The sequence below is a fragment of the Azospirillum agricola genome (assembly GCF_020005195.1).
In the GTDB taxonomy this organism is placed as follows: Bacteria; Pseudomonadota; Alphaproteobacteria; order Azospirillales; family Azospirillaceae; genus Azospirillum; species Azospirillum agricola.
Map to the genome: position 1 here is coordinate 1,287,611 of NZ_JAIFZR010000005.1, position 15,479 is coordinate 1,303,089.

The following is a 15,479-nucleotide window of genomic DNA, read 5'->3' on the forward strand; positions in this document are numbered from 1 at the left end:
CAAAGATCATTTGATACGAATGTTCGCTGAACCTGTGGTTCCGGCGCGTGACGCGCACGCACGACACGAGCGGGTGGCGGTCTTGCGATGACCTTGCTTTCCATGGATGCGGCGAAGAACGGGCGTCCGGCGGGGCCGGGCGGTTCGGCCGACTCGTCATCCAAGCCCCGCTTCGACTGGCCGGCGGCGGTCGCCGCCCTGGGCTACGCCTTCCAGCCCATCGTCCAGCTGCGCAGCGGGCGCTGCCACGGCTATGAGGCGCTGCTGCGCGGCTTCGACCGCACGCCCTTCGCCGACGCGGCGGAGCTGCTCGACGCCGCCGACGCGGCGGGCGCGCTGGCCGAGGTGGAGACCGCGCTGCACGCCAAGGCGGTCGCCGCTTACCGCGGGCTGGCCGGCTGGGCCGAGGCCAAGCTGTTCCTCAACCTCGACGCCCGTCTGGTCGGCCGGCCCGGCTCGCCCTGGCTGGCCCATGAGCCGGGCGGGCGGCGGCACAGCGGCATCACGCTGGAGATTTCCGAACGGCGCCCGATCCCGGCCGAGGTCGCGGTGGAAACCGCCGTCGACCTCTACCGGCGCGGCGGGCTCGCCATCGCCATCGACGATTTCGGCGTCGGCCACGCCGGCCTGCGCCTGCTGTTCGAGGCGCGGCCGGACTATGTGAAGCTCGACCACTACTTCATCCACGGCATCGACCGCGACGCGCGCAAGCGGGCGCTGGTCGGGGCGGTGGTCGGCCACGCCCACGCGCTCGGCATCCAGATCGTCGCCGAGGGGATCGAGACGGCCGGCGAGTTCTACGTCTGCCGCGACCTCGGCTGCGACTTCGCGCAGGGCTTCCTGATCGCCCGCCCGAGCGCCGACATCGCGGGCGTCTCCACCCGCTACGGCATCGTCGAGGAGCTGAACCGGCGCGACCGCCGCCAGCCCAGCGAGGCACACCGCCGGCTGTCCGAGGTCATCGAACGGCTGCCGCCGCTGCGCGTCGAGTCGCGCAAGACCGAGCTGCTCGACTATTTCAAGGGTGACGGCAGCGCCTCCATCGCGCCCATCGTCGACGAGCACGACCGCCCGCTCGGCCTGATCCGCGAGCGCGACCTGAAGCGCTTCGTCTATTCCCGTTTCGGCGGCGAGCTGCTGCGCAACCGCGGCCTGGGCGATCGGCTGGATGATCTGGTGATCAAGACGCCGGTCTGCGACATCTCGACCCCGCTCGACCAGGTGATCGAAGCCTTCTCGGCCGAGTCGGCCAGCGACGGCATCATCATCGTCGAGGGCGGCGCCTACGCCGGGGTGCTGTCCAGCGGTGCCCTGCTGCGGCTGGTGCACGAGCGCAACCTCGCCATGGCGACCGACCAGAACCCTCTGACCCGGCTGCCCGGCAACGCCGCCATCGTCCGCCACATCGAGGGCGCCCTGGCCGACCCGTCGCGCGGCCATGTGCTGGCCTATCTGGATTTCGACAACTTCAAGCCGTTCAACGACAATTTCGGCTTCCGCCAGGGCGACCGCGCCATCCTGATGTTCAGCGAGCGGATGAAGGCCTGGGCCGCCGCCGCCTCCCCGGCCGATGCGGGCGACTGCTTTGCCGGGCACATCGGCGGCGACGACTTCTTCCTGGGCGTCAGCGGCGGCGACGAGGCCGAGGTGCTGGCCCGGCTCGCCGATCTGGTGGCGCGGTTCCGCTCCGACGCGGAAAGCCTCTACGACGCGCAGACCCGCGAGGCCGGCGGCTTCCTGGCCAAGGACCGCTACGGCGCCCTGCGCAGCTTTCCGCTGCTGTCGGCCAGCGGCGTGGTGGTGGTCCTGCGTCCCGGCCCGCATGGGTTGACGCCGGACGCCGTCAACGCGGCCATCGCCGACAACAAGGCCCACGCCAAGGGTGCCGCCGACAAGCTGTGCGTCGTCAGGCTGCCGGCGGACCCGGCTCCGCGCTGAGGCGGCGGGCGACGGCGAGGACCGTCTCGCGCAGGAAACGGTGAGCCGGGTCGCCGTCCTGGCGCGGGTGCCACGCCTGCGCCACGGCGACCAACGGCGTCTCCACCGGCAGGGCGAAGAAAGTCACCGGCATCCCCAGTGCCATCGCGTGCCGCGCCGCGCCCTGCGGCACGGTGGCGACGAGGTCGGACTGCACGGCGGCGGACAGCGCGGCCGGCACGTCCGGCGTCACCAGATCGACACGGCGTTCCAGCCCGAGCGCCGCCAGCGCCTCGTCGACCGGCCCGCGCTCCTTGCCGCGGCGCGAGGCGCCGGCATGGCCGCAGGCGGCGAAGCGTTCCGCCGTGACCGGCCCGGCCAGCAGCGGGTGGCCGGCACGGACCACCCCGACGAAGCGCTCGCGGTAGAGGGTCTGCACCCGCACCTCCGGCCCCATCGGACCGATGACACCGATGTCGAGGTCGATGTGGTTGTCGCGCAGCGCGTCCACCGTCTCGCTCCCCTCGCCGACGAAGCGCAACGCGACGCGCGGCGCCCGCGCCCGCAACTCGGCGAGCAGCGGCGCCGCGAGAAAGCCGGCGGAACCGGAGCGCACGGTGAAGCGCCGCTCCAGCGCCGGCAGGTCGACATGGTCGGGGCGCAGCAGGGTCTGCGCCTCCGCCACCAGGGAACGGACGCGCTCGCGCATCGCCTCGGCGCGCGGGGTCGGGACCATGCCGCGCCCGGCGCGCACCAGGATCGGGTCGCCGACCGCCTCGCGGATGCGGGCCAGGGTGCGGCTCATCGCCGGCGGGCTGAGATTCATCCGCTCGGCCGCCTTGGTGACGCTGCCCTCGGTCAGCAGGGCGTCAAGCGCGAGCAGCAGGCCGAGGTCCATTGGCGGTCCCTCCATGGATTGCGTTTCTTGCACTTATAAGTTCGGATCGTTGCACTGTAAATCATGGCTGGACGGGGCAAAGGATGGGGCGTGATCCATTCCTGGAGTGAGAGTTCGATGAGCGACACGCTCGCGCCGCCCAGTCCCACCGTCCCGCCCGCCGCCCTGCCCGCCGGGGCGCCCGTCCTGCCCCGGCTTCTCCCCTTCGTCCTGACCGTCTTCCTCGGCTTCCTCGCCATCGGCCTGCCGCTGTCGGTGCTGCCGCTGCACGTCCACGGCGCGCTTGGCTATGGCGCCGTGCTGGTCGGCGCGGTGGTCGGTCTGCAATCGGTGGCGACCGTTCTGACCCGCCGCCACGCCGGCATCCTGTCCGACACGCGCGGGCCGAAGCGCGCGGTGCTCACCGGGCTGGCGGCCTCGGCGCTGGCCGGGGTCTGCTATGGCCTGTCGCTGCTGGCGCCGGACAGCGGCGGGGCGCTGGCCGCGATCCTCTGCGGCCGGGTCGTGCTCGGCTTCGGCGAGAGCCTGTTCATGACCGGGGCGCTGTCCTGGGCGATCGCCGTCGCCGGCCCGCACAACGCCGGCAAGGTGATGTCGTGGAACGGCATCGCCATGTACAGCGCCATCGCCGTCGGGGCGCCGGCCGGGCTGGCGATCCTGGAGGCCGGCGGCTTCGCGGCGCTGGCGCTGGCGGCGGCCCTCGCCCCGCTGGCCGGGCTGGCGGTGGCCGCCGGCGTGCCGGCGGTGCCGGTGCCGGGCGGCGTGCGCATGCCCTTCACCGCGGTGATCGGCCGGGTGCTGCGGCCGGGGCTGGGGCTCGCTCTCGGGACGGTCGGCTTCGCGGTGCTGGCCTCCTTCGCGCCGCTGCTGTTCGCCGCGCGCGGCTGGGACGGCGCCGGCTTCGCGTTGACGGCCTTTGGCGGTTGCTACATCGCGCTGCGGCTGGTGGCCGGCGGCCTGCCTGACCGGCTGGGCGGGCGCCGGGTCGCGGCGGTGTCGCTGCTGGTCGAGGCGGTCGGGCAGGCGATGGTCTGGGGTGCCGGCTCGCCGTGGGGCGCGGTGGCGGGGGCGGCGGTGACCGGGCTCGGCTTCTCGCTGGTGCTGCCGTCGCTGGGGGTGGAGGCGGTCAAGCGCGTGCCGCCGCACAACCGTGGCGTGGCGCTGGCCGCCTTCGTCGCCTTCTTCGACCTGTCCATCGCCTTCGCCGCCCCGGTCGCCGGGGCGCTGGTCGGGAGCTGGGGCTACCCGGCGGTCTTCCTGGCCGGGGCGGCGGCGGCCCTGCTGTCGGCGCTGGTGACGGTCACGGAGCGACGCGCGTGACCCGCAGCCCGTCAGGCGAAGTCGCGGAAGCTCTCCGCCGCCGCGCGGTCGTAGCCCTGGCTGGCGCGCAGGAGCTGGCGGGTGTAGGGCTGCGCCGCCTCGCCCCGGCGCAGATCCTCCACGGTCATCTCCTCGACGATCCGGCCACGGTTCATCACCGCCAGCCGGTCGCACAGGTTGGCGACGACGGCGAGGTTGTGGCTGACCAGCACCAGGGTCAGCCCGCGCTCGGCGCGCAGGCGGCGCAGCAGGTTCAGGATCTCCGCCTGCACCGAGACGTCGAGCGCCGAGGTCGGCTCGTCGAGCAGCAGCAGGCGCGGCTCCAGCACCAGGGCGCGGGCGATGGCGACGCGCTGGCGCTGGCCGCCGGAGAGCTGGTGCGGGTAGCGGAAGCGGAAGGACGGCCCCAGCCCGACCTCGCGCAGCACCCGGTCGATCCGCCCGTCGGCGTCGCCCAGCCCGTGGATGGCGATCGGCTCGGCGAGGATGCGGTCCACCGGATGGCGCGGGTGCAGCGACCCGTAGGGGTCCTGGAACACCATCTGGCAGGTCTTGAAGAAGCCCTTGGCGCGCTTGCGCGACTGTTCCATCCCGGCGACCGCCACCCGGCCGCTCCAGTCGTGGTTCAGCCCGCTGACCGCGCGCAGCACGGTGGATTTGCCGGAGCCCGACTCGCCGACGAGGCCGAAGCTCTCGCCGTCCCGCACCGACAGCGAGACGCCGTCCACCGCGACGACCGAATCCGCGCCCTGCCCGAAGGCGACCCGGAGGTTCTCGATCCCGATCATCCCTTGTTCCGTCATTGGCCGTCCTCCGTCAGCCAGGCCGGGTCGCGGGTCAGCACCGGCAGCTCGGCGCGCGGGTCGTCGAGCCGTGGCAGGCTGTCGAGGAGGCCGCGCGTGTAGGGATGCGTCGCGTTGTGCAGCTCCGACGCCCGGCAGCTCTCGACCACCCGGCCGGCGTACATGATGAGAATGCGGTCGCAGAAGGAGGCCACGAGGTTCAAATCGTGGCTGATGAAGATCATGCCCATGCCGCGCCGCCCGCACAGATCGTCGAGGATCGCCAGCACCTGCATCTGCACGGTGACGTCGAGCGCCGAGGTCGGCTCGTCGGCGATCAGCAGCTCGGGCTCGGGGATCAGCATCGTGGCGATCATGATGCGCTGGCCCATGCCGCCCGACACCTCGTGCGGGTAGCGGCCGTAGACCCGCTCCGGGTCGCGGATGCGCACGGCCTCCAGCATCTCCAGGGCGCGGCGCCTCGCCTCGGCCGGGCCGGCGTCGCTGTGGACGCGGTAGGCCTCGGCGATCTGCCGGCCGACCGTCATCACCGGGTTCAGCGAGAATTTCGGGTCCTGCATCACCATGGCGATGCGCCGGCCGCGGATGGCGCGCAGCCGCTTGTCCGACGCGCCCAGCAGATCCTCGCCCCGGAAGGCCAGCCGGTCGGCGCCGACCACGCCGGGCGCCGGCACGAGCCGCAGGACCGAGCGGCCGGTCATCGACTTGCCCGACCCCGATTCGCCGACGATGCCGAGCTTTTCCCGCCCGACGGTGAAGGAGACGCCCCGCACCGCCTCGGTCACGCCCTGGCGGGTGGGGAAGGAGACGCGGAGGTTCGACACCTCCAGCAGGGGAGAGTCGCTCATCGCCTCAGTCGCCTTTCGGGTCGAGCACGTCGCGCAGGCCGTCGCCCAACAGGTTGAAGCCCAGGCTGACGACGAAGATGGCGAGGCCGGGCATGGCGGCGACCCACCATTGCTCCAGCACGTTCTGCCGGCCGGCGGCGATCATGGCGCCCCATTCCGGCAGCGGCGGCTGCGCGCCGAGCCCGAGGAAGCCCAGCCCGGCGGCGGTCAGGATGACGCCGGCCATGTCCAGCGTCACCCGCACGATCAGCGAGGCGACGCAGAGCGGCACAATGTGGCCGAGGATGATGCGCGCGCTCGACGCCCCCTGCAACCGGGCGGCGCTGATGAAGTCGGCGCGGCGGATGGTCAGCGTCTCGGCCCGCGCGATGCGGGCGTAGGGCGGCCAGGAGGTGATGGCGATGGCGATCACCGCGTTCTCGATGCCGGGGCCGAGCGCCGCGACGAAGGCCAGCGCCAGGATCAGCTTGGGGAAGGCCAGGAAGATGTCGGTGACCCGCATCAGCACCGCGTCGACCCAGCCGCCGAGATAACCGGCGACCGTGCCGATCAGCAGCCCGACCGCCGGCGCCGTCGCGGCCACCAGCGCCACGATCATCAGCGTCAGCCGCGCGCCATGGATCAGCCGGGACAGGATGTCGCGCCCGAAGCTGTCGGTGCCCAGCCAATGCGGGGCGCCCGGCGGTTGCAGCCGGTTGGCGAGATCCTGCTCGTAGGGATGATAGGGCGCCAGCAGCGGGGCGAGTGCCGCGACGACGACCAGCCCCAGCACGATCAGCAGCCCGGCCATCGCCAGCCGGTTGCGCCGGAAGGTCAGCCAGCCGGACCACGCCCGCCCCAGCCGGGCCTGCATGCGCGACTGCGGCGTGTCGGTGGACAGCCACGCGCGCCATGTCGATCCGCCGCTCATCGCGCGCCCGTTCATCGTGCCCTCGGATCGAGCAGACGGTAGAGCAGGTCGGACAGCAGGTTCAGCCCGATGAAGACGGTGCCGACGACCAGCGTCCCGCCCAGCACCGCGTTCATGTCGGCGCTGAGCAGCGAGTTGGTGATGTAGAGTCCCAGCCCCGGCCAGGCGAACACCGTCTCGGTCAGCACCGACCCCTCCAGCAGACCGGCGTAGGACAGGGCGATGACGGTGATCAGCGGCACCGCGATGTTGCCCAGCGCGTGGCGCCAGACGACGCGGGCCTCCGACAGGCCCTTCACGCGGGCGGTGACGATGTATTCCTGGCGGAGCTGGTCGAGCATGAAGCTGCGCGTCATCCGCGCGATGTAGGCGACGCTGTAGAGCCCGAGGATGGCGGCGGGCAGCACCAGATGGTGCAGCGCGTTCCAGAAGATGTCGGGCTCGCCGGCCAGCAGCGCGTCGATGGTGACGATGCCGGTCCGCGCCTCGACCATGCCCTCGTAGAAGATGTCGACCCGGCCCGGCCCCGGCACCCAGTCGAGCCGGGCGTAGAACAGCAGCAGCCCCATCAGCCCGAGCCAGAAGATCGGCAGCGAATGGCCGACCAGCCCGAGCAGCCGGATGGCGTGGTCGGGCCAGCGCCCGCGGTGGGTGGCGGCCAGCACCCCGGCCGGCACGCCCAGCGCGGCGCCGATGAGGACGGCGACGGTCGCCAGTTCCAGCGTCGCCGGGAAGACGCGCAGCACGTCCTCCAGCACCGGGCGGGAGGTCAGCACCGAGTCGCCGAGATCGCCCTGGAGCACCGCGCCGAGGTAGCGCAGGAATTGCTGCCACAGCGGCAGATCCAGCCCCAGCTCGGCCCGCATCCGGGCGTAGGCGTCGGCGCCGGCGCGGTCGCCGATGGCGGCCAGCACCGGGTCGATGGGCACGACGCGGCCGATCAGGAAGGTGACCAGCAGCAGGCCGAACAGGGTGAAGGCGACCGAGGCGATCAGGCCGAGACAGCGTTTCAGCGTGCGCAAGGAGGCTCCGGGGCGGACCGTTCCGGACGGAACAGGGGGGAGGTCAGAGGGAATCACACTCCATGCGCCGTGCAAAGCCTGCTGTTCGCCGTTTCCGTTCCCCTGACGCCGCCTGCTCCTACGCTGCCTGCCCCTACGCTGCCTGCTTGGTCCGCCGCGCCGGCTGGGTCGGGATGGTCAGGGTGAAGATGGTGCCGCCCTGCCGCTCGATGGCGAGCGTGGCGCCGGCCTGGTGGGACAGCGCCTGGACCAGCCCGAGCCCCAGCCCGCTGCGGGCGCCGCCGCTGCTGGCCGCCGTCCGCCGGCTCGGCGCCGGCATGTCGGCGGGCAGGCCGCAGCCGTCGTCGCGGACGATCAGGCGCATGTGGCCGTCCACCGGCTCCAGGATGACGCGGACGGTGCCGGGATGGCCGTCGGGGAAGGCGTGGAGCAGGGCGTTGGACACCAGCTCGCTGGTGGCGATGGCCAGCGGGGTGGCGCGGTCGGCGTCGAGAATCCAGTCCTGCGCCTCCACCTCCAGCCGGGCGGCGGTCGGGTTGTCGGAGCGCACCAGCCCGTCGCACATCTGCCGCAGCGCGTCGGCGAAGTTCAGGTGCGCCGGTTCGGCCGAGCGGTGCAGCAGCTCGTGCAGCAGGCTCATGGTCTGGATGCGGCGCAGGCTCTCGTCGAAGCCGCGGCGCGCCCGGTCGTCGATGCGGGCGGCCTGGAGCCGCAGCAGGCTGCAAATGACCTGGAGGTTGTTCTTCACCCGGTGCTGGACCTCCTTCAGCAGCACCTCCTTGTCGGTGAGCGCGCCTTCCAGCCGGGCGTTGGCGGTTTCCAGCTGGGCGGTGCGCTGGTGGACATGCTCCTCCAGCGTGTCGTAGGCGTGCTGGAGCGCGTCCTCGGCCTCGCGCTCGCGCCGCGCCCGCTCGATGGCGAGCGCGCCGATCCCGCCGACCGTCGCGCAGGCGGCAAGCGCGAAGGCGGCGTAGGTCCAGAGCTGGTCGCGCCAGCGCTTCAGCACGCTGCCGGTGGCGATGGTGACCTCGGCGCTGAGGCCGGTGTCGCCGACCGGGCGGGTCGCGGCGATGTCGTCGGCGCTGGCCGGGTTGCCGCCGGTGCCTTTGCCCTCCGGCTCGCGCAGCAGGGTGGCGCCGTCGGCGGCCTTCAGCGCGATGCTGTGCCCATAGCCGACGTCGAGCGCGCCGTAGACCGCGTGCAGCGACCGGGCGTCGATGCCGGCGACGGCGTAGCCGCGCGGCTGCCCGCCGGGGCCGGCGATCGGACGCGTTAACCGCAGCACCGGCCGCCCGCTCATGGAGCCGTCGGCGATGACGCGCCCGGCCGGGTCGAGCCGGCCCGCATTTTCCTCAGGGGCGCCCCCGGCGAGACTCGACAGCAGCGGCGCGCCGGCCGGGTCGCGGATCTCCAGCGCCACCACATGCGGCGCGCTCTCGACCAGCATCGACAGCCGCTCGCGGGCGGCCTCGCCGGCCGGCAGCGGCTGGTCGGGCGGGCCGGCCAGCGCCGCGATCTGGGTCAGCAGCAGGTCGCCCGACTCGATCACCCGCGCCGTGTGCTCCGCCACCAGCAGCCCGACATTGCCGGCGACCCCGGCCGCCTGCCGCACCGCCTCGTTGCGGTCGCGCCACGCGAACACGCCGGACAGGCCGACCGTCAGCAGGACCGCCGCCACGCAGGCGATCAGGACCAGCGCCGTGCCGGGCAGCCGGTACAGGGGGGAGGGGTGGGAGCGCAGGGCACGCAGCGGCATCGTCTGGACAACCATGGAGGGGTACGGCCATTCGGGCTTAGGCCGGAAACGGTAACACCGGCCGGGGGTGGCTGTTCCAGGCGACGCTACCCGCGTTGAAGCGGCTCCGGCCACCGCCTATTGTGGGGTGCCGATTCCGGCATCGGGTGTTTGGGGGGAGGGTTCTATGCGCATCGACGGCAGGGCTTACCGGACCATCTGGCAGACGGAAGATGGGGCGGAAGACGGCGCGGTCGCGATCATCGACCAGACCCGCCTGCCGCACGACTTCGCGGTTGCCCGGCTGACGACCCTGGAGGACGCGGCGCACGCCATCCGTGCCATGCTGGTGCGCGGCGCCCCGCTGATCGGCGCCACCGCCGCCTGGGGCGTCGCCCTGGCGATGCGCGCCGACCCGAGCGATTCCGGTCTGGAGCGCGCCTGCGCCACCCTGCTGGCGACCCGGCCGACGGCGGTCAACCTGCGCTGGGCGCTGGACCGGCTGCGGGCCCGGCTGGCCGGGCTGCCCGAATCGGAGCGCGCCGCCGCGGCGGCCGGCGAGGCGGCCGCCGTCGCCGACGAGGACGTCGCCATCAACCGCGCCATCGGCGGCCATGGCGCCGCCCTGATCCGCGCGGCCTTCGAAAGGAAGGGCGGCGGCGGGCCGGTCAACATCCTGACCCACTGCAACGCCGGCTGGCTCGCCACCGTCGATTGGGGCACCGCGCTGGCCCCGGTCTATGTGGCCGTCGAGGAGGGCATTCCCCTGCATGTCTGGGTGGACGAGACCCGGCCGCGTAACCAGGGCGCCAGCCTGACCGCCTGGGAACTGAACCGCCACGGCGTGCCGCACACGATCATCGCCGACAATGTCGGCGGCCATCTGATGCAGCACGGCAAGGTCGATCTCTGCATCGTCGGCACCGACCGGACGACGGCGACCGGCGACGTCTGCAACAAGATCGGCACCTACCTGAAGGCGCTGGCCGCCCACGACAACGGCGTGCCCTTCTATGTCGGGCTGCCCTCGCCGACCATCGACTGGGGGATGAGCGACGGCGTGCGCGAAATCCCGATCGAGGAGCGCGACGGCCGCGAGGTCACCGACCTGACCGGGCGGACCGCCGACGGCCGGATCGAGACGGTCCGCCTGACGCCCGACGGCAGCCCGGTCGCCAATTTCGGCTTCGACGTGACGCCGGCCCGCCTCGTCACCGGCCTGATCACCGAACGCGGCGTCTGCCCGGCGAGCCGCGCCGGTCTGCTCGGCCTGTTCCCGGAACGGGGGTGAAGGGAAGCGGGGTGAAGGGAAGCGTCAGGGGGAGGTGCGGCGCCGGCCCAGGCGGCGCCACAGCGGCGTGGAGGCGTCCTCGGCCTCCTGGGCGGCCAGCCATTGGTCGGCCAGTTCCCGCACCTGCCAGCCGCCCAGAAAACGCTCGCAGTCGATGGCGGCGTAGAGACGCACGCGCTTCTTTCCCAGCCGTTCGAAATACGCCAGCGTTCTTTGGCGGTCGATGTCTTCCATGGCCCGCGCGGTGTCGGTGGGACGCCGTGCTCCGGCCCCTCATGGGGCGGGCAACCGCGACTCGCACCGGAGGTTGATCCAGCACCGATGATAGTGAGTGAGCGGGGTGTGCCGCGCAACAACTCCTTCGTCGGGGGCCTACGCCGTACCGCGGAAGGTCACGCCTTTCAGAACAGCGCCCCGGTGTGGATCGGCAGGTCGGACATGGGAATGCCGGCCTTGTCGGCGGCCGCGACCAGCGCCTCCCGGCTGCACCAGTGGTCGCGTCCGCCGATGCCGATCAGCGCGCCGCCCCGCTTTACCACCCACAGTCCGGTCGCCGCCAGCTCGATGGGCTGGGCCAGGGGAAGGACGGCGACGGGAGCCGGCCGGTGGCTGGCCGCCGGATGCGGGGCCGCCGGATCCCGTTCGAAGAACGGAACATGGCCGAGGGTCGCGCTTGGGGATTGCGGGCTGCGGTCGCGCCGTTCGCTCGGCCCGCAAGGGGCAGGCGAGAGCAGAGGAGGCGGGCGTAGCGAGAAGGACATGGCTGGCTTCCTGCGTCTCGACTTTCCGCACGCCTGGGCAGGGCCAAAACGTTCGAAAACGTTCGATTCTTACAAAATTGTCACAAGACTTGTACCGGAGCCGCGCAGGATAATTCCATTCCGTTCGTCAATCATATTATGCATGCCAGTCATTCCATGCAACCCGGCGGGGAGACGCTGTTTGTCTGCGTGCCCTTTAGTAAACATTAAACATTGTGTGGGTTAAGGCGGCGGCTGTGATGGAAACTTTGGCGCCGCGGCGCGGTTGACGGAATGCCGGGCGCGGGCCCGGCGGCAATCGCTGTCACAGAACCGGAGGACGCCATGATCGCCGACACCCCGAAACCGGCTTCCCAGAACGAAGGCGAGGGCAACCGCACCGCCGACGCCCAATACCGGCGCGGCGTCGAGGAGCATGTCCGCCACCACGATGTCCAGGGTGACGCCGACCGCGCCCGCAGGGCGGTGGACGGCCCGGAGGGCGACGAACTGCGTCGCGCCGAGGCGGAGGGCAAGCGCCACGCCAAGGGGGAGGACCCCGGCCTGAAGAAGGGCTGAGGCGCCGGGGTCCTCCCCATCCGAAGGGGTGCTTTACCCCGAAATCGTCACAGCAGCCGCAGCCGACTCTTCCCAATCATAAGCGTGGCCGTTCGACAAACCCGGACGGCCACGCCTACGACGTGAGGGAAGACGACCATGATCAAGACGATGCGGAAGACGGCGGGCCGGAAGAAGGTGGCGCTTGTCGCCCTGGTGATCGGGGCGGGTGCGCTGGCCGGCTGCTCCAACCTGAACCATCGCGAGAACCGCGCCCTGACCGGCGGCGCCATCGGCGCCGCGGGCGGCGCCGCGATCGGCGCCGTCACCGGCGGCAGCGCCGTCTATGGCGGCCTGCTGGGCGGTGCGGCGGGTGCCGCGGTGGGGGCGCTCACCGCCGACGACCATGGCGGCAAGCGCCGGCGCTAATCCTCCCCATCCTCCTCGAACTGGTCGAGGCTGAGCGACCGGACCTCCGGCGGCGGCCTCGGCGGTTCGACCGGAAGGGCCTGCGGGCGGCCGGTCCGCCGCCCCGGCGGTAGCCCCGCCCCCGGTCCCTTCAGCGGGCTGTTCACCGTGCCCTTCGGCCCGATGCTGGGCTCCTCGCCGAAATCGGGCAGCGGCGGGATGCGGTCCATCACCGAGCGGATCCGCGCCACGACGCGGTCGGCCTCGGCGCGCAGGGCCAGCCCGCGCTCCCCCTCGTAGAGCGGGTCGTCGAGGAACTTGCGGATCTCCAGCACGCCGCGCAGTTCCACCCCGCACATCTCGTGGGTGCCGATGGGCAGCGCCTTGACCCGCGCGAAGCTGGCGAAGAAGGCGGCGCTGCCCTCGACGAACAGCACCACCATGCGGGTGTGCAGGCGCTCCAGCGCGGTGGTCAGCGGACCAATCAGGTCCTCCAGCTCCTCGGGCGCGGCGTCGAGCCGCTCCTGGGCCAGCGCCGCCAGCGCGAAGAAGTCGCGCACCCGCCGGCTGAAGCGCCGGTAGCGGGTCAGCCCGCCGACCGACACCCGCTCGCGCGCCGCCACCGCCAGCTCGCCCGTCTGCTTCAGCATGGCGTCGAGGCGCATCAGCAGCGTGGCGATCTCGCGCTGGCGCTGGGCCGGGCTTTTCGCGGGCGCCGGGGCTGGGCGGCGGGGAGTGCCGGGACGGGCCATGGAGACGGCTCGGGCCCCTTACTTGGCGGTGCGGACGGTCAGCGACCTCTGCCCGCCGTTGCGCACGACGGTCACCTGCACCGGCGTGCCGACGCGCAGCAGGCCGATGCGGTTGCGGAAGTCGGTGGCGCTGCGCACCGGCCGGCCGTCCACCGCGACCACCACGTCGCCGCTGCGCAGGCCGGCGCCGTCGGCCGGCGAGCCGGATTCGATCTTGGCGATCAGCGCGCCCTCGTCGCCGCTCAGGTTCAGGCTCTCGGCGAGGTCGGGCGTCAGATCCTGGATGGCGACGCCGAGCCGGCCGCGCCGCACCTCGCCGAACTCGCCCAATTGCTCGATCACCGAGCGGACGATGCCGACCGGCACCGCGAAGCCGATGCCGACCGAGCCGCCGGCCGGGCCGATGATGGCGGTGTTGATGCCGATCAGCTCGCCGTTGAAGTTGACCAGCGCGCCGCCGGAGTTGCCGGGGTTGATCGAGGCGTCGGTCTGGATGAAGTCCTCGTAGCCCTCGATCTTCAGCCCGCTGCGCCCGAGCGCCGAGATGATGCCCGACGTCACCGTCTGCCCCAGCCCGAACGGGTTGCCGATGGCGACGACGAAGTCGCCGACCTTCAGCCGGTCCGAATCGCCCATCGGCAGGGCGGTCAGCCCCTTCGCCTCGATCTTCAGCAGGGCGATGTCGGTGGCGGCGTCGCGCCCGACCAGCTTGGCGCGCAGGCGGCGGCGGTCCTTCAGGGTGACGGCGATCTCCTGCGCGTTCTCCACCACATGGTTGTTGGTGATGACGTAGCCGCGCGCGGCGTCGACGATCACCCCCGACCCGGCGCTGACCTGGGGCCTGGCCTGCGGCTGCTGGTCGGGGATGTTGAAGAAGCGGCGGAAGAAGGGGTCGCGCAGCAGGGGGTTCTCCGCCTGCGGCGCCCGCGACAGCACGGCGATGTTGACCACCGCCGGGGTCACCTGCTCCAGCATCGGGGCGATGGTGGTGACGCCGGTCGCTCCCGCCGGCAGGGCGGCCACCGCCGGAGTCGCGGCGGGACCGAAGGCCGGGCCGAACAGGGCGCCCGCCGCCAGCGCCGCCACCACACCAACCGCCGCCACGCGCGCAACCGCCTTCATGAATGTGTCCTCTCCGTTGTGGGCCGGGCTGATCTGGGAGAAAAACAGAAGCCGTTCAAGCCCGTTGGCCGCGATCATAACCGACCGCCGCCACCGCTGCGAAGGGCGGAAACGCGATGCGTGGAAAGGTCCGGTCAACCATTTCGCGGCATGATGGCGGCTCGCGATGGTCGGTGCTATGACCTTCGGCCGGGATTGAGCTGGGCGGGTTGACGGTGATGAGCGGCGGGTCACTGCTCGAATTGACCGAGCACGAGTATCTGCAAATGGAGGAGGCGCTGTCGCAGTCGGCGCGCGGCCGCGCCTTCCTGCGCATGCGCGACAGGCGCTGCCGGGTCGTCGCGTCGGACGATTTCCAGCGCCTGGTCGAGCAGCTCGAACGGCAGGTCGACCGGCTGGGCGGGGCGGCACCCATGGCGCCGTCCGCCTTCGGCGGCGACTCGCGCTTCCAGCAGGAGCTGACCGCCATCACCCAGGTGGTGCAGGAGGCGCGCAGCGACATCGCCGCCTTGAAGGCGACCGACACCGGGTCGAACCGCATCGAGGCCGCCACCGGTGAACTGGACGAGATCGTCGCGGCGACCGAGCGGGCCACCACCGACATCCTGAACGCGACGGAGAAGATTCAGGAAATCACCATGTCGATGCCGCGCACCGATCCCGATCTGGCCGAGCAGATCGACGCGATCGAGGCGTGGTGCATCGAGGTGATGACCGCCTGCTCCTTCCAGGACATCACCGGTCAGCGGACCACCAAGGTCGTGAACACGCTGCGCTACATCGAGGAGCGCGTGAACACGATGATCGAGATCTGGGGCGTCGAGCGGCTCGCCGCCAGCGGGGCGGGGGACGGCGTCACCTCGCACCGCAAGAGCGGCGACACCCGTCCCGACGCGCATCTGTTGAACGGGCCGCAGCTCGGCGGGCCGGAGGTCAGCCAGGACGCCATCGACGCGCTGTTCGACAGCGTTCCCGACGTGCTGGAGCGGGCGGAGCCGGCCTTCGCCGCCCCGGCGCCTGCGCCGCCTCCACCCCCGCCGCCGCCCGCGAAGACGCCTGTGAAGGCGCCGCCTCCGCCACCCCCTCCGCCGGAGCCGTCGGACGGCGGCGGACAGATCTCGCAATCCGACATCGACGCCCTGTTCGCGTGACGGC

General features: G+C 72.2%; 16 protein-coding genes. 6 read left to right on the forward strand and 10 right to left on the reverse strand.

The window, feature by feature from the left end; genetic code table 11:
• The first annotated feature begins 87 nt into the window (after positions 1–87).
• On the forward strand, positions 88–1,938 hold the full coding sequence (locus JN22_RS21115) for a GGDEF domain-containing protein (protein ID WP_085555800.1): 1,851 nt from the start codon (positions 88–90) through the stop codon (positions 1,936–1,938).
• Here the strand turns inward: JN22_RS21115 and JN22_RS21120 are convergent.
• Positions 1,907–2,830: a LysR family transcriptional regulator gene (locus JN22_RS21120; protein WP_085555801.1), complete on the reverse strand. Its 924-nt coding sequence runs from the start codon at positions 2,828–2,830 to the stop codon at positions 1,907–1,909. The two genes, JN22_RS21115 and JN22_RS21120, sit on opposite strands and share 32 nt — an antisense overlap.
• Positions 2,831–2,932: 102 nt before the next feature.
• Here JN22_RS21120 and JN22_RS21125 point away from each other — a divergent pair, with 102 nt between their 5' ends.
• Positions 2,933–4,135 (forward strand): MFS transporter, encoded by a 1,203-nt coding sequence (locus tag JN22_RS21125; RefSeq protein WP_085555802.1) that lies wholly within the window; start codon positions 2,933–2,935, stop codon positions 4,133–4,135.
• Between the two features lie 11 nt (positions 4,136–4,146).
• Here the strand turns inward: JN22_RS21125 and JN22_RS21130 are convergent, their stop codons facing one another.
• The 5 genes from JN22_RS21130 to JN22_RS21150 form a co-directional block, all read right to left on the reverse strand.
• Complete coding sequence (locus tag JN22_RS21130) at positions 4,147–4,923, reverse strand: ABC transporter ATP-binding protein (RefSeq protein ID WP_085555803.1); 777 nt, start codon at positions 4,921–4,923, stop codon at positions 4,147–4,149.
• An 11-nt stretch (positions 4,924–4,934) separates the two neighbouring features.
• A complete protein-coding gene (locus tag JN22_RS21135; protein ID WP_085555804.1) occupies positions 4,935–5,786 on the reverse strand; it encodes an ABC transporter ATP-binding protein in 852 nt (283 codons plus the stop codon).
• Between the two features lie 4 nt (positions 5,787–5,790).
• Positions 5,791–6,711: a nickel transporter permease gene (gene nikC, locus JN22_RS21140; protein ID WP_085555805.1), complete on the reverse strand. Its 921-nt coding sequence runs from the start codon at positions 6,709–6,711 to the stop codon at positions 5,791–5,793.
• Entirely contained in the window at positions 6,708–7,718 is a 1,011-nt protein-coding gene (locus JN22_RS21145; protein WP_085555806.1) for an ABC transporter permease, read from the reverse strand. Before JN22_RS21145 ends, nikC begins: the two co-directional genes overlap by 4 nt.
• A 133-nt stretch (positions 7,719–7,851) precedes the next feature.
• A complete protein-coding gene (locus JN22_RS21150) occupies positions 7,852–9,474 on the reverse strand; it encodes a sensor histidine kinase (RefSeq protein ID WP_223677826.1) in 1,623 nt (540 codons plus the stop codon).
• Positions 9,475–9,640: 166 nt separating this feature from the next.
• Here JN22_RS21150 and mtnA point away from each other — a divergent pair, with 166 nt between their 5' ends.
• Positions 9,641–10,744 (forward strand): S-methyl-5-thioribose-1-phosphate isomerase, encoded by a 1,104-nt coding sequence (gene mtnA, locus JN22_RS21155; protein ID WP_085555808.1) that lies wholly within the window; start codon positions 9,641–9,643, stop codon positions 10,742–10,744.
• 24 nt (positions 10,745–10,768) lie between these two features.
• Here mtnA and JN22_RS21160 read toward each other — a convergent pair whose 3' ends face one another.
• Both JN22_RS21160 and JN22_RS21165 read right to left on the reverse strand, forming a co-directional pair.
• Entirely contained in the window at positions 10,769–10,978 is a 210-nt protein-coding gene (locus tag JN22_RS21160; protein WP_085555809.1) for a hypothetical protein, read from the reverse strand.
• Positions 10,979–11,145: 167 nt separating this feature from the next.
• Positions 11,146–11,505 (reverse strand): hypothetical protein, encoded by a 360-nt coding sequence (locus tag JN22_RS21165; RefSeq protein ID WP_085555810.1) that lies wholly within the window; start codon positions 11,503–11,505, stop codon positions 11,146–11,148.
• 324 nt (positions 11,506–11,829) lie between these two features.
• Here JN22_RS21165 and JN22_RS21170 point away from each other — a divergent pair, with 324 nt between their 5' ends.
• Together JN22_RS21170 and JN22_RS21175 are read left to right on the forward strand one after the other, a co-directional pair.
• Positions 11,830–12,063: a hypothetical protein gene (locus tag JN22_RS21170; RefSeq protein WP_085555811.1), complete on the forward strand. Its 234-nt coding sequence runs from the start codon at positions 11,830–11,832 to the stop codon at positions 12,061–12,063.
• A gap of 138 nt (positions 12,064–12,201) precedes the next feature.
• Positions 12,202–12,471, forward strand: coding sequence for a hypothetical protein (locus JN22_RS21175; protein ID WP_223677827.1), 270 nt, complete (start codon positions 12,202–12,204; stop codon positions 12,469–12,471).
• Here the strand turns inward: JN22_RS21175 and JN22_RS21180 are convergent.
• Complete coding sequence (locus JN22_RS21180) at positions 12,468–13,202, reverse strand: hypothetical protein (protein ID WP_085555812.1); 735 nt, start codon at positions 13,200–13,202, stop codon at positions 12,468–12,470. The two genes, JN22_RS21175 and JN22_RS21180, sit on opposite strands and share 4 nt — an antisense overlap.
• An 18-nt stretch (positions 13,203–13,220) precedes the next feature.
• Positions 13,221–14,324, reverse strand: coding sequence for a Do family serine endopeptidase (locus JN22_RS21185; protein ID WP_085557277.1), 1,104 nt, complete (start codon positions 14,322–14,324; stop codon positions 13,221–13,223).
• 218 nt (positions 14,325–14,542) lie between these two features.
• Here JN22_RS21185 and JN22_RS21190 point away from each other — a divergent pair, with 218 nt between their 5' ends.
• Positions 14,543–15,475, forward strand: coding sequence for a hypothetical protein (locus JN22_RS21190; RefSeq protein WP_085555813.1), 933 nt, complete (start codon positions 14,543–14,545; stop codon positions 15,473–15,475).
• Positions 15,476–15,479: the final 4 nt, after the last annotated feature.